Origin of the sequence: Glutamicibacter soli (assembly GCF_052322135.1) — a bacterium.
Classification (GTDB): domain Bacteria; phylum Actinomycetota; class Actinomycetes; order Actinomycetales; family Micrococcaceae; genus Glutamicibacter; species Glutamicibacter soli.
Genome location: NZ_CM125969.1, coordinates 2,126,721 through 2,151,380, shown reverse-complemented (window position 1 = coordinate 2,151,380; position 24,660 = coordinate 2,126,721). Strand labels below are relative to the sequence as shown.

Genomic DNA, 24,660 nt, shown 5'->3' with positions numbered 1-24,660 from the left:
TCCTTAGTTGGCGGCGTTCTGGACGGAGGTTTCGGCGGCGGCCACCACGGCTGCGGTGGTAATGCCGAACTCCGAGTAGAGCTTCTTGTAGTCGGCGGAGGCGCCGAAGTGGTCCAGCGAGACGATTTCGCCGTGGGCGCCGACCAGCTCGCGCCAGCCCTGGGCCACGCCGGCCTCGACCGAGACGCGGGCGGCGACGGCTGCGGGCAGCACCGATTCGCGGTAGGCGGCGTCCTGCTTGGCGAACCATTCGTGGCTCGGCAGCGAGACGACGCGAGCGGCAATGTTCTTGGCTGCCAGCTCCCCGCGGGCCTCCACTGCCAGCTCGACCTCGGAGCCGGTGGCGATCAGGATGACGTCGGGGGTGACCTCGGCGCCGTCGCGCACCGCTTCGGCCAGCACGTAGCCGCCCTTCAGGGTGCCTTCGGCGGAGCGGAAGCCGGCTGCCGAACGGTCGTAGATCGGCAGGTTCTGGCGGGAAAGCACGATGCCGGACGGGGTGCCGGTCAGCTCCAGCATGCCGCGCCAGGCGTAGGCGACCTCGTTGGCGTCCGCCGGGCGGATCACGTCGAAGTTCGGGATGGCGCGCAGGCTGGCCAGCTGCTCCACCGGCTGGTGGGTCGGGCCGTCTTCGCCGAGGCCGATCGAGTCGTGGGTCCATACGAAGATCGACGGGACGCCCATCAGCGCGGCCAGGCGGATGGCCGGGCGCTGGTAGTCCGAGAAGATCAGGAAGGTGCCGGAGAACGCGCGGGTGGGGCTGGAGAGCACGATGCCGTTGACGATCGAGGCTGCGGCGTGCTCGCGGATGCCGAAGTGCAGCACGCGGCCGTACGGGCTGGCCGACCAGGAGTCGGTCGAGCGGCGTTCGGGCGCGAAGGACTTGGCGGTGTCGATGGTGGTGTTGTTCGAGCCGGCCAGGTCGGCCGAGCCGCCCCACAGCTCGGGCAGCTCATCGGCGATCGCGTTGATGACCTTGCCGGAGGCGGCGCGGGTGGCCATGGTGGAGCCGGGTTCGAAGACCGGCAGCTTCTCGGTCCACCCCTCGGGCAGCTGGCCGGATTCCAGGCGGGCCAGCAGCGCGGCGCTTTCCGGGTTGGCTGTCTTCCATGCGTCGAAGTCCTTGTTCCAGGCTTCGTGGGCGGCGGCGCCGCGGAGGACGGTCTGGCGCGCGTGGGCCAGCACCTCGTCCTCGATGGCGAAGGTCTTCTCGGTGTCGAAGCCCAGGGCCTTCTTCAGGCCGGCGACTTCTTCGCCACCGAGCTTGGATCCGTGGATTCCGCCGGTGTTCTGCTTGGTCGGCGATGGCCAGCCGATGATGGTGCGCAGCGAGATGATCGACGGGCGGCCGGTCTCTGCCTTGGCGGCGCGGATGGCTGCATCCAGGGCGGCGACGTCTTCGACGTATTCGCCGGTTTCGGTCCAGTCCACGCGCTGGGTGTGCCAGCCGTAGGCTGCGTAGCGGCCCAGGACGTCTTCGGTGAAGGCGATGTCGGTGTCGTCTTCGATGGAGATCTTGTTGTCGTCGTAGATGACGACGAGGTTGCCCAGTTCCTGGTGGCCTGCCAGCGAGGAGGCTTCGGAGGTGACGCCTTCCTGGAGGTCGCCGTCCGAGGCAATGACGTAGATGGTGTGGTCGAACGGGCTGGTGCCGGCCGGTGCGTCGGGATCCAGCAGGCCGCGCATGCGGCGCTGGGAGTAGGCGAAGCCCACGGCGGAGGCAAGGCCCTGGCCCAGCGGGCCGGTGGTGATCTCGACGCCGGCGGTGTGGCCGAACTCCGGGTGGCCGGGGGTCTTGGCGCCCCAGGTGCGCAGGGCGGCGATGTCTTCCATTTCCAGGCCGTAGCCGGAGAGGAACAGCTGCAGGTACAGGGTCAGCGAGGTATGGCCTGGGGAAAGGATGAAGCGGTCGCGGCCGATCCAGTTCGGGTCCTTCGGATCGTGGCGCAGGTGCTTCTGGAAGATCAGATAGGCAGCAGGGGCCAAGCTGATGGCGGTGCCGGGGTGGCCGTTGCCTACTTTTTCAACAGCATCTGCCGCCAGGACACGGGTGGTGTCAATGGCTTTACGGTCCAACTCGGTGAGGGAGAACTCTTCTACTAAGGATTCAGTCGCCACTGCGGCGTTCCTTCCATTCAGGCTTGGACGGGAGAAATACTCCCGCTGACACGCAATACGCCGTCGGTCCTATGTACCCGGTGTTCGAGCTTAGAGGGGTCATTGGTCGCGACGGCGCAATCAGGTTCAACTCTATCGCGAAACGCCCATTTGATGCGCGGGTTAAGCAAGATGACACCCAAAGATTTGTAACCGCGAGCAACTCGTTGCGTTTGCCGGCGCGTTTTGTGCCCGTTGCCGGCAGTTCAGGAGCGGCTCGTCGGGCTGATCGGACTGGACGAATCGTGTCCGGGAAGACGTGGCGAGCGGTTTGGTCAGCGTACGGCAGCGGCGTGCCGCATCGTCTCCATACCAAGGAACGGGAACCTTTGAACAAGATCTATAATTTGTTCGTGAACAGCCCACTATGTTTGGATTTTGTTGGTTAATGGCCAATGCGATCGGGTTCCAATGATTTTCCGGCCCATCGGGTGGCTGGGTGCGGGCGGGATGATGTCGACGGGCGGATTTCATGACCTGCTTTGGCGTCGCGCGGCGGCGGATCCGTTGCGCGGGGCGAACCCATTTGTTGAAGCGCTTGGGTTCGCCAGCAATGTTGCGGCATGGACTTTGCGTTCAGCGATGGTCTGTTGATCGTGTGCCAGTGGGCGCGCGCTCGGCCTGCATGAGACGCCATGTTGACTCAAATCACCTTGTTTCGGCCGAATCCCTGATTGGGGAGAGTTTCTTTCAATTTCTATAGCACGTAGAATGGTTGTGTCTGTCCTTGTACCCTGCGAAGAACTGAGTGCGTTTAATTGAAGACTCAAAGTGTCGCCGACTTGTCAGTGCCACGCGCATCGCGCCAGCCTGATGAATCCACCGGCGACTTTCTGAAGCGCAAGGCCAGTGCCTACCTCGCACTGACCAAGCCTCGCGTGATCGAGTTGCTGTTGGTGAGCACGCTTCCAACCATGATCTTTGCCCAGCGCGGATTCCCTCCGGTCTGGCTCATGGTTTCCACCCTTGTTGGCGGTGCCATGGCCGCTGGCGCTTCGGGCGCATTCAACTGCTACATCGATCGCGACATGGACAAGCTCATGAAGCGAACCAAGGGCCGTCCGCTGGTTACCGGCGACCTGACGCCCAAGGAAGCGCTGATCTTCTCGTGGACCCTGGCTATCGCTTCGCTGGTGGTGCTCTGGGTGGGAACCAACCCGCTGACCACCGCGCTGGGGCTTGCGGCGATCCTGCTGTACGTCGTTCTGTACACCATGATTCTCAAGCGCCGCACCGCGCAGAACATCGTCTGGGGCGGTATTGCCGGGTGCATGCCTGTGCTCATCGCTTGGGCGGCCGTCAAGGAAACCATCGAATGGCCTGCGATCATCCTGTTCCTGGTGATCTTCCTGTGGACCCCGCCGCACTACTGGCCGCTGTCCATGAAGTACGCGGACGACTACAACGCGGCATCGGTTCCAATGCTGGGTGCCATCGCCAATGCGCGCCGCGTTTCCGTTCAGGTTGTGCTCTACGCATGGGCCACCGTGGTGTGCTCGCTGCTGCTCGTGCCGCTGGGTGACGCGGGAATCGTCTACACGGCGATCGCTGGCGGCGCCGGCGCGTGGTTCGTCTACGAATCCCATGTGCTCTACCGCGAGGCGCAGCGCGACCACAAGCCAGCCGAGGTCAACCGCAAGGCCATGAAGGTCTTCCACATCTCGATCACCTACCTTTCGATCGTGTTCCTGGCCTTGGCCATCGACCCGTTCGTGGGAAGCCCGCTTTTCGGCTAGGACTTCTCCCGCGCTTCAAGCATCCGGTGCTGAATCATTTGATTCAGTGCCGGATGCTTGCTTTAACGCTGATTTGCAACAGAAACGAACCTTGCCCTACTATGCAAGTCTTGTTATGCAAGGTAAGGTTCCAAGCATGGAAGAACAGGGCGAGAAGATTGCGACGAATATCCGCAAGGGCGTCTTGGAATTCTGCGTGCTGGCTTTGCTGGCGCAAGGAGACAAGTACGGCCTTGAGCTCGCCGATGAGCTGGTAGAGCGCAATCTGACGGCCAGCGAGGGAAGCCTCTATCCCTTGCTGGCGCGGATGAAAACTGCGGACCTGGTGACCACTCGGTGGGAGGAAAGCGATACCGGCCGGCGGAGGAAGTATTACGCGATGACGGATCGGGGAGCATCGCACCTGCGTCAATTCGATGCGGTATGGAACGAAATATCTGGGCAAGTAGGCGAACTACTCGGGAGACGACATGAACATGACTGAGAACCATGGTGCTGTAGGCAAGTATCTGGAAGCGCTCGACCACGAGTTGCGGAAGGTTCCTCCAGCGCGGCGCGAAGCAGTCGTCGCCGACCTTGCGGAGCATATCGACGAAGCCAGGGAACGCGGCCGCAGCGATGACCAGATCATCGCCGGCCTCGGGCCGGTTCAGGCCATCGCCGCCGAGGTCCAGGCGGACTTCGCCGATGGAGCCGTGGAAATGGAGCAACGCGCGAAGCGCAAGGTTCTGGGCTTCATTGCACTTGCGGCGGGAGTGCTGGCCGCAGTGGTCGACACGTGGATCTACCCGTCCTTGAATGTTGATGAATTCTGGCCGGATTGGTTGCATTCGAGCGCGATTAACTACGATGCGAGCACCCGATTCGGAGCGGGTTTGATGCTGCTCTTCCTGCTTCCAGGCCTCATGGTTGCGGCGGGATCCATGATGAAATCCCAAGCTGCGCGCATCTGCAGGACGGTCGCTGCGGTGATCGTGACGGCACTGCCCTTCGTGATCGGCTTCAACCTCGGAGTCTTCTACCTGCCGCTGATCGTGGCCGCGTGGATGATCGTTGGAGTATCCTACCGTCGGCAACAGCGGGCTCAGGGCCGCAGGCACCTGCCCTTGCGGATGACTGCCGGGCTAGCAGCGGGAGTCCCTGCCGCGGCGCTGCTGGCCGGCCTGGCCACCGGAACCGTGGAGACCGGGCTGCTGGGGATTACAGTGCTGGCGGTTTTGGTCCTGGCCGCCGTGGGAGCGATTCTGGGCCTGCGCGCAGCCTACTGGGTCTTGGCGGCGTACGGTGCGCTGTTGCTGGTCGCGTCGGTCTTCGACATGGGTATGCTGGTGCTCGGCTTCTGGATCGCGGGGACGATCTATTTCTTTGCCGGGCTGGCAGGGTTGCTGCGGCTCCAACCCGCGCAAAAGGCCTAGGAAAAGTTGCGCATAAACAACGGGCGGCTCCCAACAATACGTTGGGAGCCGCCCGTCGTCGCAGGGGAAGGGAACTAGTCCTGGTCGATGCGCGCGGACTTCGGCATCAGGCTCGAACGATCCCAGACGTTGGTCGCTGCGACCATGAGCATGCTGGCTCCGAGCATGTGCAGCAGCACCAGGGCGACCGGCAGGCCGTTGAAGTGCTGGATGTAGCCGATGGCTCCCTGGACCAGGATGACAACAACCATCCACCAGCCGGCCGCACGAAGCTTCGGATTGTTGGACGTGCGGTAGGCGAGCACCATGAAGGCGATGGTCGCGAGGATCAGCAGGTACACCGGACCGGTATGCAGCGGGGTGACGATGCGCGGATCAAACAGGTGGCGCGGTGCATCGGCGTCCCCCGCGTGCGGGCCGGTGCCGGTGACGATGGTGCCCATGATGATGGCGATGCTCGCCAGAAGCAGCACCAGGGTGCCGACCTGCGCGATGGCCTTGGTCGTGGCCGGCGCTTCGTCACGCTTGAGTTCGCGGCGGGTGCGGTTGACCAGGATGGTGGCCAAAGCGACCAGCGATGCCGAGAGCAGGAAGTGCAGCGAGACAACCCACGGGTTTAGGCCGGTCAGCACGGTGATGCCGCCGATGACACCCTGGCCAGGAATGCCGATCAGCAGCACCAGTCCCAGCTTGTACAAGGTGGAGTGGGTCTTGCGCATATTCCAGATCGAAACCAGGAAAGCGATGGCAATGACCAGAAGGACAAAGGTCAGCAGTCGGTTGCCGAACTCGATCAGGCCGTGGATACCCATCTCTGGGACCGGGGTCATGGAACCGGGCACGCAGTTCGGCCACTGCGAGCAGCCCAAGCCTGACTTGGTCAGGCGTACTGCGCCACCGGTGACGATGATGCCAATCTGGGAGATCAGTGATGCGATCGCCAGACCGTGAACGAGGCGGGTTACCTTCGTCGGCAGCTTATCGGCCCAGCTCTTTGCGGCTAGGTCTGAAGACATGAGAATCATCCCTTTTGGCTTGGTGTGGTGGTTAGTTCCATTTGAACTTCTTGATGGCAGCGAATGAGCCCGCAGCGGCCCACAGCACCAGGAAGATCAGTCCGGGAAAATTGAAGTGCCCGTTGATCAGTGCATCACGCATGGCATCGCCCAGGGCTGCCGACGGCAGTGCGCTCAAGGTGGGCTGCAGCCATTCCGGGGCCATGCTCAGCGGATAGAGGACGCCGCCGGCGCCTGCGAGCAGGATCCAGGCCAGGTTGGTGATGGCCAGCGTCGCTTCCGGGCGGACGGTTCCGGCGATCAGCAAACCCAGGGAGGTGAAGGCCGCGGCGCCCAGGAGCAGGAAGAGGATCCCGGGAATAATGCCCCAGGGATTCGGCTGCCAGCCCAGCAGCAGCGCCACGGCGCTGATCAGGACCACCTGGATCACCAGCACGGTCAGCACGGCGATGACCTTGCCGAAAATGAGTCCTGTTTTGCCCAGCGGGGTGGTGGAGAACATTCTCAGCACCCCGTAGCGGCGGTCGAACCCGGTGCCGATGCCCTGGCCGGTGAATGCGGTGGAAATGACGCACAACGCCAGGACTCCGGGCACCGCTGCATCAATGGTGCGCTCGGCTATATCCGAAATCAGATCCGTGAACGTCAGGACAAAGAGGGCGATCATCGGCATGACCACGGCCAGGATCAGCTGCTCGCCGTTGCTGAGCATCTGGAGCGCTTCGTACTTGCCCTGGATCAGGATGCGCTTGAGCGGTGAAACCGCGTTGGACTCGGTGCTGACCTGGGTCATGCCTGTTCCTCCTTCTGCGCAAACTCGAGGAAAACATCTTCCAAGCTGCGTGACTGCAAGTTCAATTGGGTCGGCAGGATCGATTCCCTGGCCCACCAGCTGGTCAGCCAGTTCAGGTGTTCGGGGGTCGTCACGCCGTCCAAGCGGTACTGTCCGGCCGAGGTCTCCGCAAGGTACAGGCCAAGCGGTGGTTGGGGGAGTGCGAGCCCTGCAGTGGCGCTGAATGAGACCGGACGTGCATCGTGGCCCTCTTCCGCCCTGGCGATGAGCTCCGAGACGGTGCCCTGCGCAACGGTGCAGCCCTTGTCGATGATGTACACGTAATCGCTCAGGCGCTGCGCGTCATCCATGAGGTGCGTGGTCAGCACGATCGCCTTGCCGGCGTCGCGCAGCTCCGAGATCAGGTCGAAAACGACTTGCCGGGACTGCGGATCGAGTCCGGCGCTCGGTTCGTCGAGGAACAGCACTTCCGGATCTCCGGCCAGGGCCAGAGCCAATGCCACCCGCTGCTTCTGGCCGCCCGAGAGGCGGCGAATATTACGCGATCCGAAGGATTCCAGATCCAGGCGTTGGATCAACGCGTCGATGTCCACCGGGTTCCGGTAGAGCGAAGCGACATGGCGCAGCAGCGGCACCGGCCGCATCGACGGGGGGAGCCCGCCGTCCTGCAGCATGACGCCGACGCATGCCCGAAGTTCCGGGTTGTCGCCGTAGGGGTCCTGGCCCAGCAGTTCGATGGAACCGCCATCCGGGCGCATCAGTCCCTGAGCGCAGGCCAGGGTCGTGGACTTGCCGGCGCCGTTGGAGCCCAGCAGCGTGGTGATTTGCCCCGGGTAGGCCTTGAGCGAGACCGATTCCAGGACTCGCAGCATGCGATTATCCAGGGCCGGAACTGGACCTAAATCTTTGGCCAGCTCATTAATGACGAGGCTGGGGGTTACAGAAGACACCACAGCATTCTACGTCATGTCGAACTCTCCAGCCTGAGTGGTTGGTCACCATCACTCGAGTTGTCGGCGCCAACGCGAGAGAATTGAAGATGTCAGAAGCAGTTCGAAAACCGCGTATCTTCTAGGCGGGAAAGCCCGTCCTTAGTAAGTCCTTCCTTACTAGACTGATCGCGAAAATATACGCATGATTGTGTTGTGTATTCATCTAATTCAAACTCAGTGAGTAGCTCGACCAGCGTCGTCGCCGGCGCTGCGGGTGATACAGAGGAACGCACGCGCGACCGAGTCCTGAACGCTGTTCTCGAAGATGGGCCGGTCAGTGCAGCCGAGCTTGGCAGCAAGCTTGGCTTCACACCCGCGGCGGTCCGCCGTCACCTTGACGCCCTGTCCAAGGCAGGGCTCGTCGAGGTAAAGCTCGTGGCCAACCAGAAGACGGGTGCTGGCCGCCCGTCCCGCAGATACGTGCTCTCGCACCGAGGGCAGGCCAAGCTTGGCAACGATTACTTGGAAATCGCCACCGATGCACTGAAGGTGCTCGGTGAGGCAGCCGGCGAGGATGCGATCCGCAAGTTTGCCCGCGATCGGTTTGCGGCGATGGAAGACCGCTACGCCAAGGCCCTGGCCGGCGTGGAAGGCCTGGAAGCCCGGGCTGACGTTTTGAGCGAACTGCTCAGCACGGACGGCTTTGTCGGGTACACCCGCAAGGTCGACACCAAGGTGGCTACGGCTCTGATGCATAGCGTCCAGCTTTGCCAGGGGCACTGCCCAATACAAGACTTGGCACGGGAGTTTCCGGTGTTTTGCGACATGGAAACCGAAATGTTCGCCCGCTTGATCGGGGTTGATGTGCGTAGGCTCTCAACCTTGGCCGGAGGCGGACACGTGTGCACGACCCACATCCCTGTGGGGCGTGAAAAGGCGCCAATGCGCGCCGAGAAGAGAACTCGAATTCAGTTCACGAAGCAGGAGAGGCCGCGATGACGGATCAGATTGCACAGGAGTCTGCAGACCCAGGTGTAATTTCCGAGATTCTGGAAAAGAACCCTGAACTCCAGGGAATCGGTAATTACGAATTCGGCTGGGCCGATAAGAACGACGCCGGAGCCAACGCGCGCCGCGGTGTCGACAAGGATGTAGTAGCTAACATCTCCGCTCTGAAGAACGAGCCGGAATGGATGCTGAACCTCCGCCAGAAGGCACTGAAGTACTTCGACCGCAAGCCTATGCCGACCTGGGGTCCAGACCTCTCGGGCATCGACTTCGACAACATCAAGTACTTCGTGCGTTCCACTGAGAAGCAGGCCACCAGCTGGGACGACCTGCCCGAGGACATCAAGAACACCTACGACAAGCTGGGTATCCCGGAGGCTGAGAAGCAGCGTCTGGTTTCCGGTGTTGCCGCGCAGTACGAGTCCGAGGTCGTCTACCACCAGCTGCGTGAGGACCTTGAGGCACAGGGTGTTATCTTCCTTGACACCGACACCGGCCTGAAGGAACACGAAGATATCTTCAAGGAGTACTTCGGTTCGGTTATTCCGGCTGGCGACAACAAGTTCGCTTCGCTGAACACCGCGACCTGGTCGGGCGGTTCCTTCGTGTACGTCCCGAAGGGCGTCCACGTGGAGATCCCGCTGCAGGCCTATTTCCGCATCAACACGGAAAACATGGGTCAGTTCGAGCGCACCCTGATCATCGCCGACGAGGGCTCCTACGTCCACTACATCGAGGGTTGCACCGCCCCGATCTACCAGTCCGACTCGCTGCACTCCGCAGTGGTCGAGATCGTCGTGAAGAAGAACGCCCGCGTTCGCTACACCACGATCCAGAACTGGTCGAACAACGTGTACAACCTGGTGACCAAGCGCGCCGTCTGCGAAGAGGGCGCCACCATGGAATGGGTCGATGGCAACATCGGTTCCAAGGTCACCATGAAGTACCCGGCCGTCTACCTGGTCGGCGAGCACGCCAAGGGCGAGACCCTGTCCATCGCCTTCGCCGGCGAGGGCCAGCACCAGGACACCGGTTCGAAGATGGTCCACATCGCCCCGAACACCTCCAGCGCCATCGTGGCCAAGTCGGTAGCCCGCAACGGCGGCCGCTCGGCGTACCGCGGCCTGGTCCAGGTGCAGGAAGGCGCCAAGGGCACCAAGAACTCGGTCGTCTGCGACGCGCTGCTGGTTGACCAGATTTCGCGTTCGGATACCTACCCGTACATCGACGTCCGCGAGGACGACGTGACCATGGGCCATGAGGCAACCGTTTCCCGCGTTTCCGAGGAACAGCTGTTCTACCTGCAGTCCCGCGGCCTGGCCGAGGACGAGGCCATGGCAATGATCGTGCGCGGCTTCGTCGAGCCGATCGCGCGCGAACTGCCAATGGAATACGCGCTGGAACTGAACCGCCTTATTGAACTTCAGATGGAAGGATCGGTCGGCTAAGAATGTCGGAGACCACCACCCATATCCCGGAAGAGAAGTCGCGCATCGGCGCACCATCGATTCCCGGTTTCACCGAAGAGGGCGAAAACCTTTCGCCGATCAACGACTCCAACGGCTCGCCGCTGGGCGGCGCTTCATCGAAGGCGCACAGCCACGGCGGCGGCGTAGGCGTTCCGGACTCCTCGCGTGCAGGCCGTCTGACCAGCTACAACGTCGAGGACTTCGCCAAGCTGACCGGCCGCGAAGAGGACTGGCGCTTCACCCCGCTCAAGCGCCTGAAGGGCCTGCACACCGACGAGCTGACCGGTGCCGCCCCGAAGGTCGAGCTGACCGGCAGCGATGCAGTCGTGCTGACCGAGGTCGCCGCCGATGACGTGCTCAACGGCATCGCCCACACCCCGGATGACCGCGTCTCGGCCAACGCCTGGAAGTACGCTTCCAGCTCGCAGGTCGTCACCGTTCCGAAGGGCGCCGAAGGCGTGCAGGCCACCCTGCGCATCACCGGCGAGTCGCTGGATGCCGCCGCCCAGCACATCATCGTGGTTGCCGAGGAGAACACCGAAGCAACCATCATCCTGGACCACGTCGGCTCCGCCGTGCTGGCGCAGAACATCGAATTCGATGTCCGTGCCGACGCCCGCCTGACCGTGATCTCGCTGCAGGCCTGGGAGAACGACGCCGTCCATGCTTCCTCGCAGCAGGCGCTGGTTGCCGCCGGTGCATCGTTCAAGCACATCGCCGTCACCTTCGGTGGCGACTTGGTGCGCGTGAACCCGTCGGCACGCTTCACCGGCGAACGCGCCGAGATCGAGCTGTACGGCCTGTACTTCGCCGATGCCGGCCAGCACCAGGAGCACCGCCTGTTCGTTGACCACGCCGTGGCCAACTGCAAGTCCAACGTGCTCTACAAGGGTGCGCTGCAGGGCAAGGACGCGCACACCGTATGGGTCGGCGACGTGCTGATCCAGAAGGCCGCCGTGGGCACCGACTCCTACGAAGCGAACCGCAACCTGGTGCTGACCGACGGCGCACGCGCCGACTCGGTGCCGAACCTGGAAATCGAAACCGGCCTGATCGACGGTGCGGGACACGCATCGACCACCGGCCGTTTCGACGACGAGCACCTGTTCTACCTGATGGCCCGCGGCATCGACGAGAAGACCGCACGCCGCCTGGTGGTTCGCGGCTTCCTGAACGAAATCGTTCAGCAGATCGGCGACGAAGCTCTGCAGGAGCGTCTGACCGAGACCATCGAATCCGAACTGGCTGCAACTGACAACTAGTCAGTGCCTGTCTTCATCAGCTTTTAGAAAGAAACGGAACGACGTATGTCTACTCTGGAAATCAAGGACCTGCACGTCTCGATCGACACCGAGCAGGGCTCCAAGGAAATCCTCAAGGGTGTAACCCTGACCATCAACACCAATGAGACCCACGCAATCATGGGCCCCAACGGTTCGGGCAAGTCGACCCTGGCGTCGACCATCGCCGGTCACCCGCGCTACAACGTCACCAGTGGTTCGATCACCCTGGACGGCGAAGACGTGCTGGAGATGAGCGTTGACGAGCGCGCCAAGGCAGGCCTGTTCCTGGCCATGCAGTACCCGGTCGAGGTTCCGGGCGTGACCATGACCAACTTCCTGCGCACCGCCAAGACCGCTATCGACGGCGAAGCCCCGAAGCTGCGTACCTGGACCAAGGACGTCAAGGAAGCCATGGGCAAGCTGAAGATCGATGCCGACTTCGCACAGCGCAACGTGAACGAGGGCTTCTCGGGCGGCGAGAAGAAGCGCGTCGAGATCCTGCAGCTGGAACTGTTCAAGCCGAAGTTCGCCGTGCTGGACGAGACCGACTCCGGCCTGGACGTCGACGCACTGAAGATCGTCTCCGAGGGCGTCAACCGCGCCCAGGAGGAGAACCAGATGGGCACCCTGCTGATCACCCACTACACCCGCATCCTGCGCTACATCAAGCCGGACTTCGTGCACGTGTTCGTGGATGGCAAGATCGCTGAACAGGGCGGCCCGGAGCTTGCCGACCGCCTGGAAGAAGAAGGCTACGACCGTTACCTGAACGTCAACGCCTAGTTAGGAAAGTTCCCATGAGCGAAGCTACGGAACAGAGCAAGGGCTCCACGACTACTCCGCTGGAGGACGTCGAAGAAGCACTGAAGGACGTCATTGACCCGGAACTCGGAGTCAACATTGTCGACCTGGGGCTGCTCTACGGATTGAAGTACGCCGAAGACGGCGCGCTGGTCCTGGACCTCACCCTGACCACCGCCGCCTGCCCGCTGACCGACATCATCGAGGAGCAGGTAGCCTCCGCGCTGGAGAGCGTCGTCGACGATCACCGGTTGAACTGGGTCTGGATGCCGCCTTGGGGTCCTGAACGGATCACCGATGACGGACGCGACCAGATGCGAGCCCTCGGGTTCAACATCTAGTCACGGCTGAGCCACAAAGGCGCCGCACGAATTTCGTTTCGTGCGGCGCCTTTTGCCATCTGCTGTCGGCTCGCGGTACGGCTGCAGGGGCAAAATCTCTGCCCATTTCGACTCAGTGGGACTGGCGGTGGCAGGCGGCGCGAAGCCGTGCGTATAGTTCCCTGTATTCCAGTGAGGGCTAGCTCACATAGAGTGCGACAGGGGAGAGAATCGTGACAGAAACGACGCACGCAACCGCCAAGCTGGTTGCCAAGCCCATTGAGGACATTGAAGAAGCGTTGCGGGATGTCATTGACCCGGAACTCGGTGTGAACATCGTTGACCTGGGCCTCGTGTACGGGTTGCGCTTCGCCGAGGACGGCGCCCTGGACATCGACATCACGCTGACCAGCGCGGCTTGCCCGCTGACCCCGGTCATCGAGGACCAGGTGGAAAACGCCTTGCAGAGCCTCGTCGAGGCCTACCGCCTGAACTGGGTCTGGATGCCGCCATGGAGCCCCGAACACATCACCGAAGACGGCCGCGACCAGATGCGCGCGCTGGGCTTCAACCTCTAATCCTGCTTACTGGGCATCGATTCGAAGGCGACTGCGCTTCCGGTGCCTCCTGCGGCGGCCATCAACGCGACGGCACGCTGGCCCGGGGTGGGGGCCTGCTGGGCCTGCCAGAATAAACGGGTGACCAGGACCGCTCCGCTGGCCCCGTAGGGATGCCCGAGGGCCAAGGCTCCGCCTTGGCGGTTCACCCGGTGTTCGCCAATGCCCAATTCGTCCAGGCAGGCCAGCGCCTGCACCGCGAACGCCTCATTGAATTCAATCAGCGCGTCGCTGCGCGTGGGATCCTCGCCGAGCAGGCGGACCAGATTCCGGTAGGCGGGCGTCGCCGCCATGCCGAGGATTTCCGGATCGCTCGCTCCGGAGGCCGCGCCGAGGTAGCGCAGGGCAAAGTCAGGTTCCAGCTGTTCGAGCATCCGCTCGCTGGTCAGCACGACCGCGGCCGCGCCGTCGTTGATCGGGCAGGCGTTGCCCGCTGTGACGCTGCCTCCAGGCACGAAGGCGGGCTTGAGCGCTGCGAGCTTGCGCGGGGTGAGCCCCGGGCGCGGGCAGGTGTCGGCCTCGACCAGCCCGCCTGAAGTCGGGATGCCCACAAGCTCGGCGCTGAATGCCCCGGATTCCATGGCCTGCAGCGCCTTGCGGTGGCTGTCCAACGCGAACTTGTCCTGCCGCTGCCGGCTGATGCCGTAGCGCTGCGCGATATTCTCCGCCGCGACTCCCATGTCCGGGTCCGGATCGGGAACTGGCGTGAAGCGCGCCCGCGAATAGAGCCGCGGCTGCATCATGGGATCGGTCTGCTTCTCCACGCGCCACGGCGCGGTGCTCGCGGATTCAACACCTCCGGCAATCACCAGGTCCGCTTCGCCGCAGCGGATCATGCGCGCCGCCGCCGCGATGGATTCCAGTCCGCTGGCGCACTGCGCATCCACGCTGGTGGCCGGAACCGTCTGCGGCAGCGCCGAGGCGAGAGCCGCAACCCGGGCAATGTTCCCGCCCGGTCCGGCGGCGTTGCCGGCATAAACATGGTCCACGGCCTGGGGTGCAATGCCCGTGCGTTGCAGCAGCGCATCGACCACGGTCCCGAGCAACCTGTCCGCGGTGATCCGGGTGAACTCCTTGCCTGCGCGGACAATCGGAGTGCGCGCGGCGCCGATAATGTAGGCGTGATTCATCTCAGGGCCACCTTCGCTAGGTCGGGAATACCCGAATCGGGAAGTTCGGCGTCGGCGATCTTTCCGCTGGAAGTCATCGGCCAGCGTTCAAGAAATACCAGTTCGCGGGGGATCTTGTAGCTCGGCAGCAGCTCGCGCAGCCGGCCGGCAAGCTCCGGGCCCGGCTGCGGTTCCGTGCAGGTGTAGGCCAGCAGCGTTTTGCTGCCGCCGCGCAAGGACATGCGGATCCGCACGTCCGCCAGGCCAAGCCGTGCGAAGGCCTGCGCGATTTCACCCGGATGCACGTTATTGCCGTTGAGGTTGAGCATCGCTCCGCCGCGTCCGTGAAGTTCCAATCGGCCATCGTCGAGCAGCCGCCCGAGGTCGCCGACGCTGGTGGAGGCTCCGCACCGATTGATGCACACGGCGCCGGAAGAATCGTAGCCTTCGGCGTTGAACGGGCTGTCTACGAAGATCGCGCCCCCGGGCGAAGCGCCCTCCTCACGGTGGATGTGCACCTTCACCCCGTGGAACGGAATGCCAATGAAGTTTCCGGCGGGCTCTTCGCCTGGTTCGCGGTGGCGGTAGGCAATCAGGCTGTGCTCCGAGCTGCCGTAGTATTCGGTGCAGGCCGTCGCAGGGGTATCGGTGAAAATCGTCTCCACCGTGGGGGCGGGCAGCGGTTCACCGCCGCTGACCACCGTGGTAAGCGAGTCCAGTGCGCCGTCGGGGGACGCATCGAGCAGCCGCTGGATGATCGTCGGGACCGAGACGATGCGGGTGCAGGCGTACCTTCCAAGCAGGGTGCGGGCCGTATCGGTGTTCCAGCGTCCGCTGGCCAGCAGGGTTCCACCGGTATGCAGCGATTCGACCAGCGCGTACAGTCCGAGCCCATGGGATATCGGCCCGGGGCATAGGGTGAGCGCGGCGGGAACTGCGCCGAGGATCGCGGCGCCCGAGGACAGCGACTGCTGCCATGAGCCCTGGCTGCGCACGATCGCCTTGGGCTCGCCGCTGGATCCGGAGGTGCAGATGACCAGCAGTTCGCGCTCTGCAGAGGCCGGCCGGACCGGGTGCAGGGGACCTGCGCCGTCAACTGGAACCGAATGGGTGGAGAAACCAAGGTTTTGGAGCACAGCTGCGTGCTCCGGGGCGGTGACCACCAAGGCGGCTCCCAGCCGTCGGGCGGTTGCTGCTAGCTGTTCCTGCGGCCAGGCTGGATCGAGGACAACCAGCGACTTTCCGGCCAGAACCGCCGCATGGAACCCGACCGCCATGGCCACCGGGTCCTGGGTATGGATGCCCACGCGCAGGCCCGGGTGCCGGCGAAGGCGCGTGGATAGACCTTGGGCCCGAAGCATCAGCTGGCCGAAGGTCAGTTCCTCCTTGGCGGAGGCCACTGCGATCCGGTCCGGCGTGCTTCGAGCCCAATGCTCCACGGCAAGCGAGAGATCCACGAGGTTACTTCAGCAGTCCGCGGTAGCTGCGGTGGACGGTCAGGGCGACGAGCGTGGCCACCACTGCCTTGAGCAGGTCACCGGGCAGGAATGCGAGGGAGCCGACCAGCGAGGTCTTCAGGTCGAGACCGGTGACAACCGCGGTCCACGGGACGCCGAACAGGTAGATCACCACGATGCCGCCGAGGATGGTGGCAACCAGGCCGGACACCAGCTGCAGGAGCTTGGACTGCATGCGGATCACCCAGTACTTGAACAGCGCACCGATGACCAGCGAGCCGAAGAACCATCCGACCAGGTAGCCGCCGGTTGGGCCCAACAGCACACCCAACCCGCCGCGGCCTCCGGCCAGCAGCGGCAGTCCTGCCACGGAGAGCACGATCACGACCAGCGACGCCAAGGAACCGCGCCAAGGGCCCAGCATGGCGCCGGCGAGCATGACGCCCAGGGTCTGCAGGGTGATCGGCACCGGGATGACGCCCAGGGTGATGGGCGGAACCAGTCCCATTGCGGCGATCATCGCCGCGAAGACTGCGACGTACACGGTATTGCGTGTTTGGGAGGGGGCGGTGGTGGTGGACATGGGTACTCCTAGAGACGGGTGAAGGCGATGAAGGGTGGTGGGGCGGCTAGAGCCGGTGGTGCCGTGCCGGTGCGGAATCATAGCCGCGGGCGTCGAGCGCTTCGGCGGTCTCGTCCGCGATTTTCAGGGATCGAATGACCAGCGGGACGCTTACCGCGAGCGGGTTGTTGCCCAGACCGCGGGCGTGCTGCGCCTCGCGGACCTCAAGATAAACGCGTTTGAGCTCCGGGATGAACCGGATGGCCATGGACAGGGCCAACGCGATCTGCGCCGGATTGGCGCCGAGAACGCGCAGGGGAGAAGCGACCTTCTGGAACAGCTCCAGCATGGCGTCGAAACTCGTGGTCAGGCTGACCGAATAGGCGAATATGCACATGGTGAGCAAGCGCAGCACCGCGATGGTTGCGTTGAGCCAGCCTGTTTGGATTCCCAGCAGGATCAGCACCACGGCAAGGATGGCGGCCAGCGTTACCAGCGGCATGCGCAGCTGCTTGAAGTCCACCCGGGCCGATACCAGGGTGGCGATGCTCACGAGCAGCAAGGCCAGCAGCACCTGCCAGGAGGAGATCAGATACAGGCTGATGCTGATCGCCAGCAGGGTTCCGAACTTCCATCCCGCGGGGGTTCTGGACAGCCACGACGTATTTTTCGCCGCGATCATGCGTGGCTCCACTGACGGTAGTGGGCGATGGCCTGGTCCGGAGCCCCGTCGAATCCGATGCCGCCGTCGGTGACCACCACGACCCGGTCGAAGTCCTCGAGGATCTCCAAGTCATGGGTGACCACGATGGCCCGCTGGTCCAGCCGGGCGATTTCTCGTTGGAATGCCAGCCGGTTCTTCAAGTCCAGCATGGTGGTCGGTTCGTCGAAGACAATCGTTCGCGGCTGCATCGCGATGACAGCGGCCAGCGCGACCATCTGCTGCTCTCCACCGGAGAGGGTATGGCTTTCACGCTCCGCGAGATGCGTGATGTTCAGCTGCGCCAGGGTGTCGGCGACGCGGAACTGGCGTTCCTGCTTTCCGAGTCCGAGGTTTTTCAATCCGAAGGCGATGTCTTCGGCCACCAGCGGCATGATGATCTGGTTTGCGGGGTTCTGGAAAACGAACCCCACATCGCGCCGGATCTGCTTTGCATGCTTGGCCGTGGTGAGCTCGCCGACGCGGACGGTGCCCGTGGTAGGCAGGACCAATCCGTTCAGCAGACGGGACAGGGTGCTCTTTCCCGCACCATTGGCACCGATGATTCCGATGCGCTGTTCGTTGAGTGCGAGCGTGAGATTGGTCAGCACGTCACGGTCGTCGTAGCTGACCGTCACGTTCTCCAGTTGAATCTGAGGTAAGTTCACAATGCTCCAGCAGGTCACTCATGCAAGGCCGATGAGATCTGCTGGGTGCAGTTCGATCAGTCATGCTCTTAGTTCATGGCTTGGGTGGCCACAATTAAGAGGATACTTGATCACCGTTCAATTTTCTTGATCACTGTTCAAGAAAGTAGCTATACGACGAAAAACTGCTCGTAAATCAAACCCAGAGCGAGGCCGATCATGATGATTCCGGAGCCGAAGGTCACCATGCGGGCGGCCACGGGCCTGGAGCGAAGCAGGACCCGGGCGGCCTTGGCCACGGAGAAGTACACGGCGATCGATACCACGAAGTGCCCGAGGCCGAGAATGGCCGTTTGCACCGTCATCGGCATGGGCTGCGCGCTATCGAGGAACTGGGGGATCAGTGCGACATAAAGAAGCAAGGCCTTGGGGTTGGTGCCGCTGGTGAGCAGACCCTTGAAGAACGGGGCGCGCCATGCGCCGGCGGACTTCACCTCGGTCGGGGCCTTTTGCAGCAGGGCAACCGAAGCCGACGCCTGCGGGGCGTCCGGTGTAGGGTCGGTGGCGACTTCCTGGAGTCCCGGGCCGGCGGAACCGTCATAGAACTTGGCTTTCTTCCAGCTGCGCAACGTCGAGATGCCAAGCCAGAGCAGGTAGAGCGAACCGGCCATGGTCAGGCCCATCAAGAGATTGGGGGAGCTTGCCACCAGGGCGGCCATGCCGCAGACCAGAAGTGCGGTGTGGAACAGGTATCCGGAGAGCAGGCCCCAGACTGCCGGGCGGTAGCTGGTCTTTCCCAGCGCGGAGGAGATGATGTAGGCCCAGTCGGCGCCAGGGGTGCAGGCAAGGGTAATTGAAACCAGCAAAAAACCCGTCAGCTGACTGATTTCCATTGTTCCTCCAGTGTGTATCTGATGACCTGGGAACAACGTTAGGAGAAAAAACGGGAAATGTGCTTGCCGAATCTTTGCCTTGACGGACCACATGAGCAATATAAATCATTCTTACTCAGAACTTAAGCAAAATATTTGTGCAGTACTATCAAGCTATGGATAAATTGGATCGCGCCATCATCGCTGAACTGCAGCAGGACGGGCGAATGAGCGCCACTGCTGTTGCCGCCCGCGTCGGACTATCGGTTGCGCCATGTCACCGACGGATGCGCGAGCTGGAACGGTCCGGTGTGATCACCGGATACCAAGCCGTGGTCGATCCGAGGCAACTGGGGCTCGGATTCGAGGCGCTGGTGTTCGTCACGCTCAGGGACCGTTCGCATTTGAAGGAATTCGAGGCAGCCGTCGAATCGGAGGAGCTCATCGTGGAGGCGCAGCGCCTGTTCGGCGAACCCGACTTCCTGCTGCGGGTATTCGCCAAGGATCTGCCGCACTACCAGCGGGTCTATGACGAGGTGCTGGTGAACTTGCCGGCGGTTGAAAAGTTGACCAGCACCATTGTCATGCGAAACATCAAGGGCAGGGCGGTCCTGCCGGTCTAGCCGACACTCGTAATCTTTGCCGGCACGCGGGTTACGCGTGGTGTCAGCAGCAAGGACATCAACATGACCCCGAAAGCGATCCACAGGGCTTCCGGCAGGCCGGTATGATCGACGGCGAATCCGATCAGTGGTGGGCCGGAAAGCATCGCGCCGTATCCGAAGGCGCTGATGATGCTTACAGCGTTGGGGCCAAGTCTGCTGCCCTGCGAGGCGGCGATGGTCATGCCCACCGGGAAGCCCAATGAACTTCCCAGGCCCCACATGACCGCTGCGATTCCAAGGACGATAGGGCCGTGGCCGATCAGGAATATGCAGATGCCGGCCAACCCTATCGAGCCCATGAGCAGCAGGGTGCGCCGTGGTCCGACGCTGTCCACGATCTTGCCACCAGCAAACCGCCCGGCCGTCATAGCTGCCACGAAAAGGGTGAACATGAGCGCGCCGGTGTGATGGGGCAAGCCATGGCCATTGACGGTTGCCAGAGCAATCCAGTCATTGGCCGCGCCTTCGGCGAAGCTTAGGCCGGCTACCATGAGCCCGAGCAAGAGCAGCAGGCCCAACTTTTGGTTCGACGCGGTATTGCTCCTGTTCGACGGTTTGGATCGAGTTCCGTAGTTTTCTTGTTCCCAGCCAACTAGCCCCACCTGTGCCAGAACGGCGATAGCCACCAGCATGGCGGCGACAATCGAGAAATGCCAGATGGTCAGCATCCGGAGGCTAATTGTTGCCGTCGCGATCCCCGCGCCGAGTAGCGTTCCGAGACTGAAGAATCCATGGAATATCGGCATGAGGCTTCGCCCTTGATGCCGTTCAACACGAGCGCCGCTGACATTCATCATGATATCCAGGCATCCGAAAAATATCCCATTAATAAAAAGGAAGATAAACGCAGTTATTGGTGTGCGCGTAATTGAAATTGAAATACCAAGGGCGACAAGGCACGCAGCGAGTAGAATTGGGAAGTAGAAAAGTAGTTTTCGAGTATTTATTTTTCTACTAATTATCGGAATTATCGAAATGCCCAATAGGGTTCCCGCGGTCATGCACAGCAGGAATGAACCGAACGTCAGGCCCGAAAAATTGAAGACCTCATCAATGACGGTCAGGCGACCGGCCCACGATGCGAAAGAGATGCCAGCAGCTAGAAAAATGAGATTAATGCTAGTCCGCTCGGTGAGAACTCTCCGAGAAGCTGTGCTGGTGGCCTGTGTCATTTACCCTTTCGCCCTTCAACGTGAAACTGCTTAAAAGTTTATCTCATTCCGCGTTAGTTTCCTTGCGTGATGCCCTCGTTTGAGCGATCTTCAGTGTCGGTGTTGCGCTTGCTCGTATGCCATTCACAGAATCGGATAATGCGCCCGCCTCAGCCTGATTGGTCCAGTCGAGATTAGATCCTCGGGCTCTGTAATTATTGCCCAAGTCAAACAAATGCAAGGCTGGTGTGATTTGCCGATGCCACGTAGGCTCTGAGCATTATCTGAAGCTCTTCCAACGAAGCGGGGATATGGTAGTGGGAGCCAAGGCACTGAAAACTGATGTGGTGATCATCGGATCCGGGTTGTCTGGACTGGTTGCGGCGGCCGAGGTCATAGACGCCGGGCTGCACGTAACCGTCCTGGACCAGGAAAACTCGAACAATCTCGGCGGGCAGGCATATTGGTCATTCGGCGGGCTGTTTATCGTTGACTCGCCCGAGCAACGGCACCTCCGTGTCAAGGACTCCTTCGAGCTTGCTTGGAGCGACTGGCGGGACAGCGCACAGTTTGATCGGCTGGAAGATCAGGACGCCTGGGCTGTGAAGTGGGCCAAGGCCTATGTTGAATTCGCCGCTGAGGAAAAACGCTCGTGGATTCGCGAACAGGGCATCGAGCTGACTCCGGTTGTCGGCTGGGCCGAGCGGGGTAGCGGCGCCGCGGGAAGCCACGGGAACTCCGTTCCACGCTTCCACATTTCATGGGGAACGGGTACTGGCGTTAGCGGCCCCTTCGCAGAGAAAGTTCTTCAAGCGCACCGGGACGGCAAAGCAGATCTCTGCTTCAGGCATCGGGTGACCGAACTCGTCGTGACTGATGGGACCGTCACCGGGGTGCGCGGCAGCGTCCTGGAGCCGGATGCCAGTGCCCGTGGCGTCAGATCCTCTCGGGTCGTCGAAAGCGAGTTCGAGATCCATTCGCAGGCAGTGGTCGTGGCCACCGGCGGGATCGGGGGCAACCATGATTTGGTCAGGAAATACTGGCCGGACCGCCTTGGCAACGCGCCAGCCCACATGATTTCGGGGGTGCCTGCGTACGTTGATGGTAGCGGACTGGAACTTGGCGAAGCTGCGGGGGCAAACGTCGTGAACCGCGATCGCATGTGGCATTACACCGAAGGAATCAGAAACTGGGACCCGATTTGGCCACTGCATGGCATCCGGATACTCCCGGGTCCCACATCAATGTGGTTCGATGCAAACGGCAACCGCCTGCCTGCGCCCGGTCTGCCGGGGCACGACACCATCGGTACCCTCCGTCATCTGAGAACCGATCCGAGCTCTTCCGCGTTTGACCATTCGTGGTTCGTCTTGAACCAGCGGATCATCGAGAAAGAATTCGCGCTCTCAGGCTCCGAGCAGAATCCGGACCTCACCAACCATGATCGCAAGGCAGTGGTCAAAGACCGGCTTTTCGGCAAAGGCGCCCCGGCTCCCGTCGCGGCGTTCCTGGAGCATGGGGCGGATTTCGTGTCATCCGATACTCTCGAAGGCCTGGTCGCGAAAATGAACGCGATTGCGCCAGAGGCACAGTTGGACACGGAACTCCTGCGCCGGCAAATAGAATCACGAGATCTCCAAGTGGAGAACGCCTTCAGCAAGGACTCGCAGATGCAAAGCATCCGGAATGCGCGCAGGTATCTGGGCGACAGGCTCATGCGCGTCGTCGCGCCGCATCGGATCCTCGACCCTGCCGCCGGGCCGCTGATCGCCGTGAAGTTGCATGTGCTGACCCGCAAGTCGCTTGGCGGATTGCAAACCGACCTCTCGGGGCGTGTGCTGTCTCCGGAAGGCAGGCTTCTGAATGGACTCTACGCCGTGGGGGAAGCCTCAGGCTTCGGCGGCGGGGGTATGCACGGATACAACGCTCTTGAGGGAACTTTTCTGGGCGGTTGTCTCTTCACCGGTCGCCAAGCAGGTCGAGCCATTTGCTCGCAGGTCATCTAACGGTGGAGAAAGCGCGGTCCGCAGCACGCCCTCGCGCTGGCTCACAATGCCAGTCGCGATCGATCAGCCCGGTTCAGGGACCGCCTGCAGTGACAAGAGCCTTGTCAATGTTGGCATCCGGGGATTGCGGCGGACTGGACTAGAGGTTTCTGACCGAAGAAAAGAACCGCCGTGCACCTGTTTGACCAAGTGAACGGCGGTTCCTGTTTTGCGCCCCCGGCGGGATTCGAACCCACGACCTAGAGATTAGAAGGCTCTTGCTCTATCCAGCTGAGCTACGGAGGCAGAACCCAAAATAGTTTAGCCTATGGTTCGCATGGAACGCGATTCGAAACGGATAGGGTGGGATTGGCAGTGGTTTTACAGTTGCTGATTAGGCGAGGTTAACGTGCAGCGATGGAAAATCGGGAGAGTTCAAGGAACTGTGCTGTTCTGTCTCTTGAGCATGATTCTTGCGTGGATCGTCGCCATGCCGCTATGGCTTGGCGGGGGACTTGCCCATCCATCATTCAGGTGGATCGCGCTGGCGATGATGATCACTCCGAGCATTGCGGCTGTTATCGTAGCGTCCCTCGAAGGGAAGCTCGGTAAATTTTTTGAGCACGTCGGCATGTGGCCAGTGCGCCGTCCTTGGCGGTTCATCACCGCCATGCTGCTCGGAATACTGATTCCGGTGTTCTTGATCCTCCAGGCGGTCTTCGTCGGGTCCTGGCTCGGCGTCTTTCCCGGGGATCTGCAGAACTTCACGATCTTGAAAATCGTTTCAGGCGAGGATGGTATCGGCCACTACCTCGCAGATCAGGGTGGTTTGATCCTTGTTGCGGGACTGATGAACCTGCTTCCTGCTCTGGGTGAAGAAGTCGGTTGGCGTGGCTGGTTGTGGCCCCGCCTGCAGCCGATGGGCCAACTTCCCGCCATTCTGATTTCCGGAATCGTGTGGGGAATTTGGCATGCACCACTAATCCTTCTCGGCTACAACTACCCGTTGGCCGACGGAGCATGGGGCGTAGTGTCCATGTGTGGAATGTGCGTTGTGGTGGGCGCATTCTTCGCCTGGTTGCGGACCTTCTCCCAGTCGGTCTGGCCTGCCGCCCTCGCCCACGCGATCTTCAACGCCAGTGCGGGACTCGTATCGCTATTCATGGTGATGGGCGTAATCCTTGATACGCAAAAGGCCTCGATCCTCGGATGGTCCGGGTGGATCCTTCCTGCAATTCTGATTGCTGTCATGCTGTCCGTCCGCGCCTTCGGCGAACCGGCAACACCGCGATTATCCACAGATCGTCCGATTCGGTCCTGAATAAAAGGAGCATGGCTGAACATGGAGTGGAAGCCGGCATTCGCTGGTTCCACGTTCAAAGGAGAACAGGCCATGACCGATTTGATGACCATCCGGGGGATTGTCGGTACGGAACCGCAATTGAGCATTACCCCGAAGGGACTCGCGGTACTCAAGTTCCGTGTTGCGACTCATGAACGCAAACGCGACGGCGAAACCGGGCAGTGGGTCGATGGCGCAACCAGCTGGTTTTCCATCTCGGCATTTCGCGCCCTGGCAGAAAACGCGATGGAGTCGATTGCCCAAGGAGACCATTTGGTGATCTTCGGAAAACTGCAGATTCGACAGTTTGACCGGCCCGACGGCACCCGGGGGATGAGCGCCGACCTTGAGGCATATTCGCTGGGCCATGATCTCAGGTTCGGCACGTCGCTATTCACCAAGGTTCGCAGTGACGGCGGCGAAGCCGAACGCGTGACGCACACCTCGGCCGCGGGGAATTCTCGATCTTCGGACGAAGTGCGGGGAGAGAACATGTGGGCCAGCGAGGACACCGACGCGGCCTGAAACCCGCAAAACCTTCGGTGCCCGGGCGGACTTTGTGAATCCGGGCACCGTGAGAGGAAGATTCTGCCCCATGGATTGGGTTTTGGAGCCTGCGACAG

Annotated in this window: 24 protein-coding genes and 1 tRNA gene; 13 read left to right on the top strand and 12 right to left on the bottom strand. The window is 61.9% G+C overall.

Annotated features, from left to right (window positions below):
- Positions 1-3: 3 nt before the first annotated feature.
- Entirely contained in the window at positions 4-2,118 is a 2,115-nt protein-coding gene (gene tkt / locus ACTX90_RS10190; protein ID WP_443442043.1) for a transketolase, read from the bottom strand.
- Between the two features lie 821 nt (positions 2,119-2,939).
- On the opposite strand from tkt, the gene ACTX90_RS10185 reads away from it, so the two are divergent.
- The 3 genes from ACTX90_RS10185 to ACTX90_RS10175 all read left to right on the top strand — a co-directional run bounded on the left by ACTX90_RS10185 (position 2,940) and on the right by ACTX90_RS10175 (position 5,308).
- The gene (locus ACTX90_RS10185) at positions 2,940-3,893 is read left to right on the top strand and encodes a heme o synthase (RefSeq protein ID WP_443442042.1); all 954 of its coding nucleotides are present in this window, start codon (positions 2,940-2,942) and stop codon (positions 3,891-3,893) included.
- 136 nt (positions 3,894-4,029) lie between these two features.
- A complete protein-coding gene (locus ACTX90_RS10180) occupies positions 4,030-4,377 on the top strand; it encodes a PadR family transcriptional regulator (RefSeq protein ID WP_443442041.1) in 348 nt (115 codons plus the stop codon).
- Positions 4,370-5,308, top strand: coding sequence for a DUF1700 domain-containing protein (locus tag ACTX90_RS10175; protein ID WP_443442040.1), 939 nt, complete (start codon positions 4,370-4,372; stop codon positions 5,306-5,308). Before ACTX90_RS10180 ends, ACTX90_RS10175 begins: the two co-directional genes overlap by 8 nt.
- Positions 5,309-5,382: 74 nt before the next feature.
- Here ACTX90_RS10175 and ACTX90_RS10170 read toward each other — a convergent pair whose 3' ends face one another.
- The 3 genes from ACTX90_RS10170 to ACTX90_RS10160 are packed head-to-tail and all read right to left on the bottom strand — an operon-like array spanning position 5,383 to position 8,067.
- On the bottom strand, positions 5,383-6,324 hold the full coding sequence (locus tag ACTX90_RS10170; protein ID WP_443442039.1) for a COX15/CtaA family protein: 942 nt from the start codon (positions 6,322-6,324) through the stop codon (positions 5,383-5,385).
- A 31-nt stretch (positions 6,325-6,355) separates the two neighbouring features.
- Positions 6,356-7,117 carry an ABC transporter permease gene (locus tag ACTX90_RS10165; RefSeq protein ID WP_053798291.1) on the bottom strand — a complete coding sequence of 254 codons (762 nt, stop codon included), beginning with the start codon at positions 7,115-7,117 and terminating at the stop codon, positions 6,356-6,358.
- On the bottom strand, positions 7,114-8,067 hold the full coding sequence (locus ACTX90_RS10160; RefSeq protein WP_443442038.1) for an ABC transporter ATP-binding protein: 954 nt from the start codon (positions 8,065-8,067) through the stop codon (positions 7,114-7,116). The genes ACTX90_RS10165 and ACTX90_RS10160 overlap by 4 nt, the downstream gene beginning before the upstream one ends.
- Before the next feature lie 219 nt (positions 8,068-8,286).
- Here ACTX90_RS10160 and ACTX90_RS10155 point away from each other — a divergent pair, with 219 nt between their 5' ends.
- The 6 genes from ACTX90_RS10155 (at position 8,287) to ACTX90_RS10130 (ending at position 13,508) form a co-directional block, all read left to right on the top strand.
- The gene (locus ACTX90_RS10155; RefSeq protein WP_244910782.1) at positions 8,287-9,048 is read left to right on the top strand and encodes a helix-turn-helix transcriptional regulator; all 762 of its coding nucleotides are present in this window, start codon (positions 8,287-8,289) and stop codon (positions 9,046-9,048) included.
- Entirely contained in the window at positions 9,045-10,505 is a 1,461-nt protein-coding gene (gene sufB, locus ACTX90_RS10150) for a Fe-S cluster assembly protein SufB (RefSeq protein WP_047119328.1), read from the top strand. Before ACTX90_RS10155 ends, sufB begins: the two co-directional genes overlap by 4 nt.
- Positions 10,506-10,507: 2 nt before the next feature.
- Complete coding sequence (sufD, locus tag ACTX90_RS10145; RefSeq protein ID WP_047119327.1) at positions 10,508-11,788, top strand: Fe-S cluster assembly protein SufD; 1,281 nt, start codon at positions 10,508-10,510, stop codon at positions 11,786-11,788.
- Positions 11,789-11,833: 45 nt separating this feature from the next.
- On the top strand, positions 11,834-12,592 hold the full coding sequence (gene sufC / locus ACTX90_RS10140) for a Fe-S cluster assembly ATPase SufC (RefSeq protein WP_047119326.1): 759 nt from the start codon (positions 11,834-11,836) through the stop codon (positions 12,590-12,592).
- A 14-nt stretch (positions 12,593-12,606) separates the two neighbouring features.
- Positions 12,607-12,951, top strand: a complete 345-nt coding sequence (locus ACTX90_RS10135; RefSeq protein WP_047119325.1) for a metal-sulfur cluster assembly factor — start codon at positions 12,607-12,609, stop codon at positions 12,949-12,951.
- 212 nt (positions 12,952-13,163) lie between these two features.
- Complete coding sequence (locus ACTX90_RS10130) at positions 13,164-13,508, top strand: metal-sulfur cluster assembly factor (protein WP_047119324.1); 345 nt, start codon at positions 13,164-13,166, stop codon at positions 13,506-13,508.
- On the opposite strand, the gene ACTX90_RS10125 is transcribed toward ACTX90_RS10130, so the two are convergent.
- The 6 genes from ACTX90_RS10125 to ACTX90_RS10100 all read right to left on the bottom strand — a co-directional run bounded on the left by ACTX90_RS10125 (position 13,505) and on the right by ACTX90_RS10100 (position 18,915).
- Entirely contained in the window at positions 13,505-14,677 is a 1,173-nt protein-coding gene (locus tag ACTX90_RS10125) for a thiolase family protein (protein ID WP_113606377.1), read from the bottom strand. The two genes, ACTX90_RS10130 and ACTX90_RS10125, sit on opposite strands and share 4 nt — an antisense overlap.
- Positions 14,674-16,113 (bottom strand): class I adenylate-forming enzyme family protein, encoded by a 1,440-nt coding sequence (locus ACTX90_RS10120; protein ID WP_113606376.1) that lies wholly within the window; start codon positions 16,111-16,113, stop codon positions 14,674-14,676. Before ACTX90_RS10120 ends, ACTX90_RS10125 begins: the two co-directional genes overlap by 4 nt.
- A gap of 4 nt (positions 16,114-16,117) precedes the next feature.
- Positions 16,118-16,696: a biotin transporter BioY gene (locus tag ACTX90_RS10115; protein ID WP_047119321.1), complete on the bottom strand. Its 579-nt coding sequence runs from the start codon at positions 16,694-16,696 to the stop codon at positions 16,118-16,120.
- A 46-nt stretch (positions 16,697-16,742) separates the two neighbouring features.
- The gene (locus ACTX90_RS10110; protein ID WP_113606375.1) at positions 16,743-17,357 is read right to left on the bottom strand and encodes an energy-coupling factor transporter transmembrane component T family protein; all 615 of its coding nucleotides are present in this window, start codon (positions 17,355-17,357) and stop codon (positions 16,743-16,745) included.
- Positions 17,354-18,043: an energy-coupling factor ABC transporter ATP-binding protein gene (locus ACTX90_RS10105; protein ID WP_082344783.1), complete on the bottom strand. Its 690-nt coding sequence runs from the start codon at positions 18,041-18,043 to the stop codon at positions 17,354-17,356. The genes ACTX90_RS10110 and ACTX90_RS10105 overlap by 4 nt, the downstream gene beginning before the upstream one ends.
- A 149-nt stretch (positions 18,044-18,192) precedes the next feature.
- On the bottom strand, positions 18,193-18,915 hold the full coding sequence (locus tag ACTX90_RS10100; protein ID WP_053798285.1) for a LysE family translocator: 723 nt from the start codon (positions 18,913-18,915) through the stop codon (positions 18,193-18,195).
- 155 nt (positions 18,916-19,070) lie between these two features.
- Between ACTX90_RS10100 and ACTX90_RS10095 the strand changes: the two genes are divergently transcribed.
- Positions 19,071-19,517, top strand: coding sequence for an Lrp/AsnC family transcriptional regulator (locus tag ACTX90_RS10095; protein WP_047119318.1), 447 nt, complete (start codon positions 19,071-19,073; stop codon positions 19,515-19,517).
- Here the strand turns inward: ACTX90_RS10095 and ACTX90_RS10090 are convergent.
- Positions 19,514-20,731 (bottom strand): MFS transporter, encoded by a 1,218-nt coding sequence (locus tag ACTX90_RS10090; RefSeq protein WP_113606374.1) that lies wholly within the window; start codon positions 20,729-20,731, stop codon positions 19,514-19,516. The two genes, ACTX90_RS10095 and ACTX90_RS10090, sit on opposite strands and share 4 nt — an antisense overlap.
- A 296-nt stretch (positions 20,732-21,027) precedes the next feature.
- Between ACTX90_RS10090 and ACTX90_RS10085 the strand changes: the two genes are divergently transcribed.
- On the top strand, positions 21,028-22,716 hold the full coding sequence (locus ACTX90_RS10085) for an FAD-binding dehydrogenase (RefSeq protein ID WP_425323553.1): 1,689 nt from the start codon (positions 21,028-21,030) through the stop codon (positions 22,714-22,716).
- Between the two features lie 211 nt (positions 22,717-22,927).
- Here ACTX90_RS10085 and ACTX90_RS10080 read toward each other — a convergent pair.
- A tRNA-Arg gene (locus ACTX90_RS10080) sits at positions 22,928-23,001 on the bottom strand.
- Between the two features lie 139 nt (positions 23,002-23,140).
- On the opposite strand from ACTX90_RS10080, the gene ACTX90_RS10075 reads away from it, so the two are divergent.
- Complete coding sequence (locus tag ACTX90_RS10075) at positions 23,141-24,016, top strand: CPBP family intramembrane glutamic endopeptidase (RefSeq protein ID WP_424677949.1); 876 nt, start codon at positions 23,141-23,143, stop codon at positions 24,014-24,016.
- 72 nt (positions 24,017-24,088) lie between these two features.
- Entirely contained in the window at positions 24,089-24,562 is a 474-nt protein-coding gene (locus ACTX90_RS10070) for a single-stranded DNA-binding protein (RefSeq protein ID WP_160309084.1), read from the top strand.
- Positions 24,563-24,660 lie beyond the last annotated feature (98 nt).

Excerpts from the sequence above, each read along its gene's own strand:
- ACTX90_RS10180 (WP_443442041.1), top strand. The coding sequence starts at position 4,030 with ATGGAAGAACAGGGCGAGAAGATTGCGACGAATATCCGCAAGGGCGTC.
- ACTX90_RS10175 (WP_443442040.1), top strand. The coding sequence starts at position 4,370 with ATGACTGAGAACCATGGTGCTGTAGGCAAGTATCTGGAAGCGCTCGAC.
- ACTX90_RS10170 (WP_443442039.1), bottom strand. The coding sequence starts at position 6,324 with ATGTCTTCAGACCTAGCCGCAAAGAGCTGGGCCGATAAGCTGCCGACG.
- ACTX90_RS10165 (WP_053798291.1), bottom strand. The coding sequence starts at position 7,117 with ATGACCCAGGTCAGCACCGAGTCCAACGCGGTTTCACCGCTCAAGCGC.
- sufB (WP_047119328.1), top strand. The coding sequence starts at position 9,045 with ATGACGGATCAGATTGCACAGGAGTCTGCAGACCCAGGTGTAATTTCC.
- sufD (WP_047119327.1), top strand. The coding sequence starts at position 10,508 with ATGTCGGAGACCACCACCCATATCCCGGAAGAGAAGTCGCGCATCGGC.
- sufC (WP_047119326.1), top strand. The coding sequence starts at position 11,834 with ATGTCTACTCTGGAAATCAAGGACCTGCACGTCTCGATCGACACCGAG.
- ACTX90_RS10135 (WP_047119325.1), top strand. The coding sequence starts at position 12,607 with ATGAGCGAAGCTACGGAACAGAGCAAGGGCTCCACGACTACTCCGCTG.
- ACTX90_RS10125 (WP_113606377.1), bottom strand. The coding sequence starts at position 14,677 with ATGAATCACGCCTACATTATCGGCGCCGCGCGCACTCCGATTGTCCGC.
- ACTX90_RS10115 (WP_047119321.1), bottom strand. The coding sequence starts at position 16,696 with ATGTCCACCACCACCGCCCCCTCCCAAACACGCAATACCGTGTACGTC.
- ACTX90_RS10110 (WP_113606375.1), bottom strand. The coding sequence starts at position 17,357 with ATGATCGCGGCGAAAAATACGTCGTGGCTGTCCAGAACCCCCGCGGGA.
- ACTX90_RS10100 (WP_053798285.1), bottom strand. The coding sequence starts at position 18,915 with ATGGAAATCAGTCAGCTGACGGGTTTTTTGCTGGTTTCAATTACCCTT.
- ACTX90_RS10095 (WP_047119318.1), top strand. The coding sequence starts at position 19,071 with ATGGATAAATTGGATCGCGCCATCATCGCTGAACTGCAGCAGGACGGG.
- ACTX90_RS10090 (WP_113606374.1), bottom strand. The coding sequence starts at position 20,731 with ATGACACAGGCCACCAGCACAGCTTCTCGGAGAGTTCTCACCGAGCGG.
- ACTX90_RS10070 (WP_160309084.1), top strand. The coding sequence starts at position 24,089 with ATGACCGATTTGATGACCATCCGGGGGATTGTCGGTACGGAACCGCAA.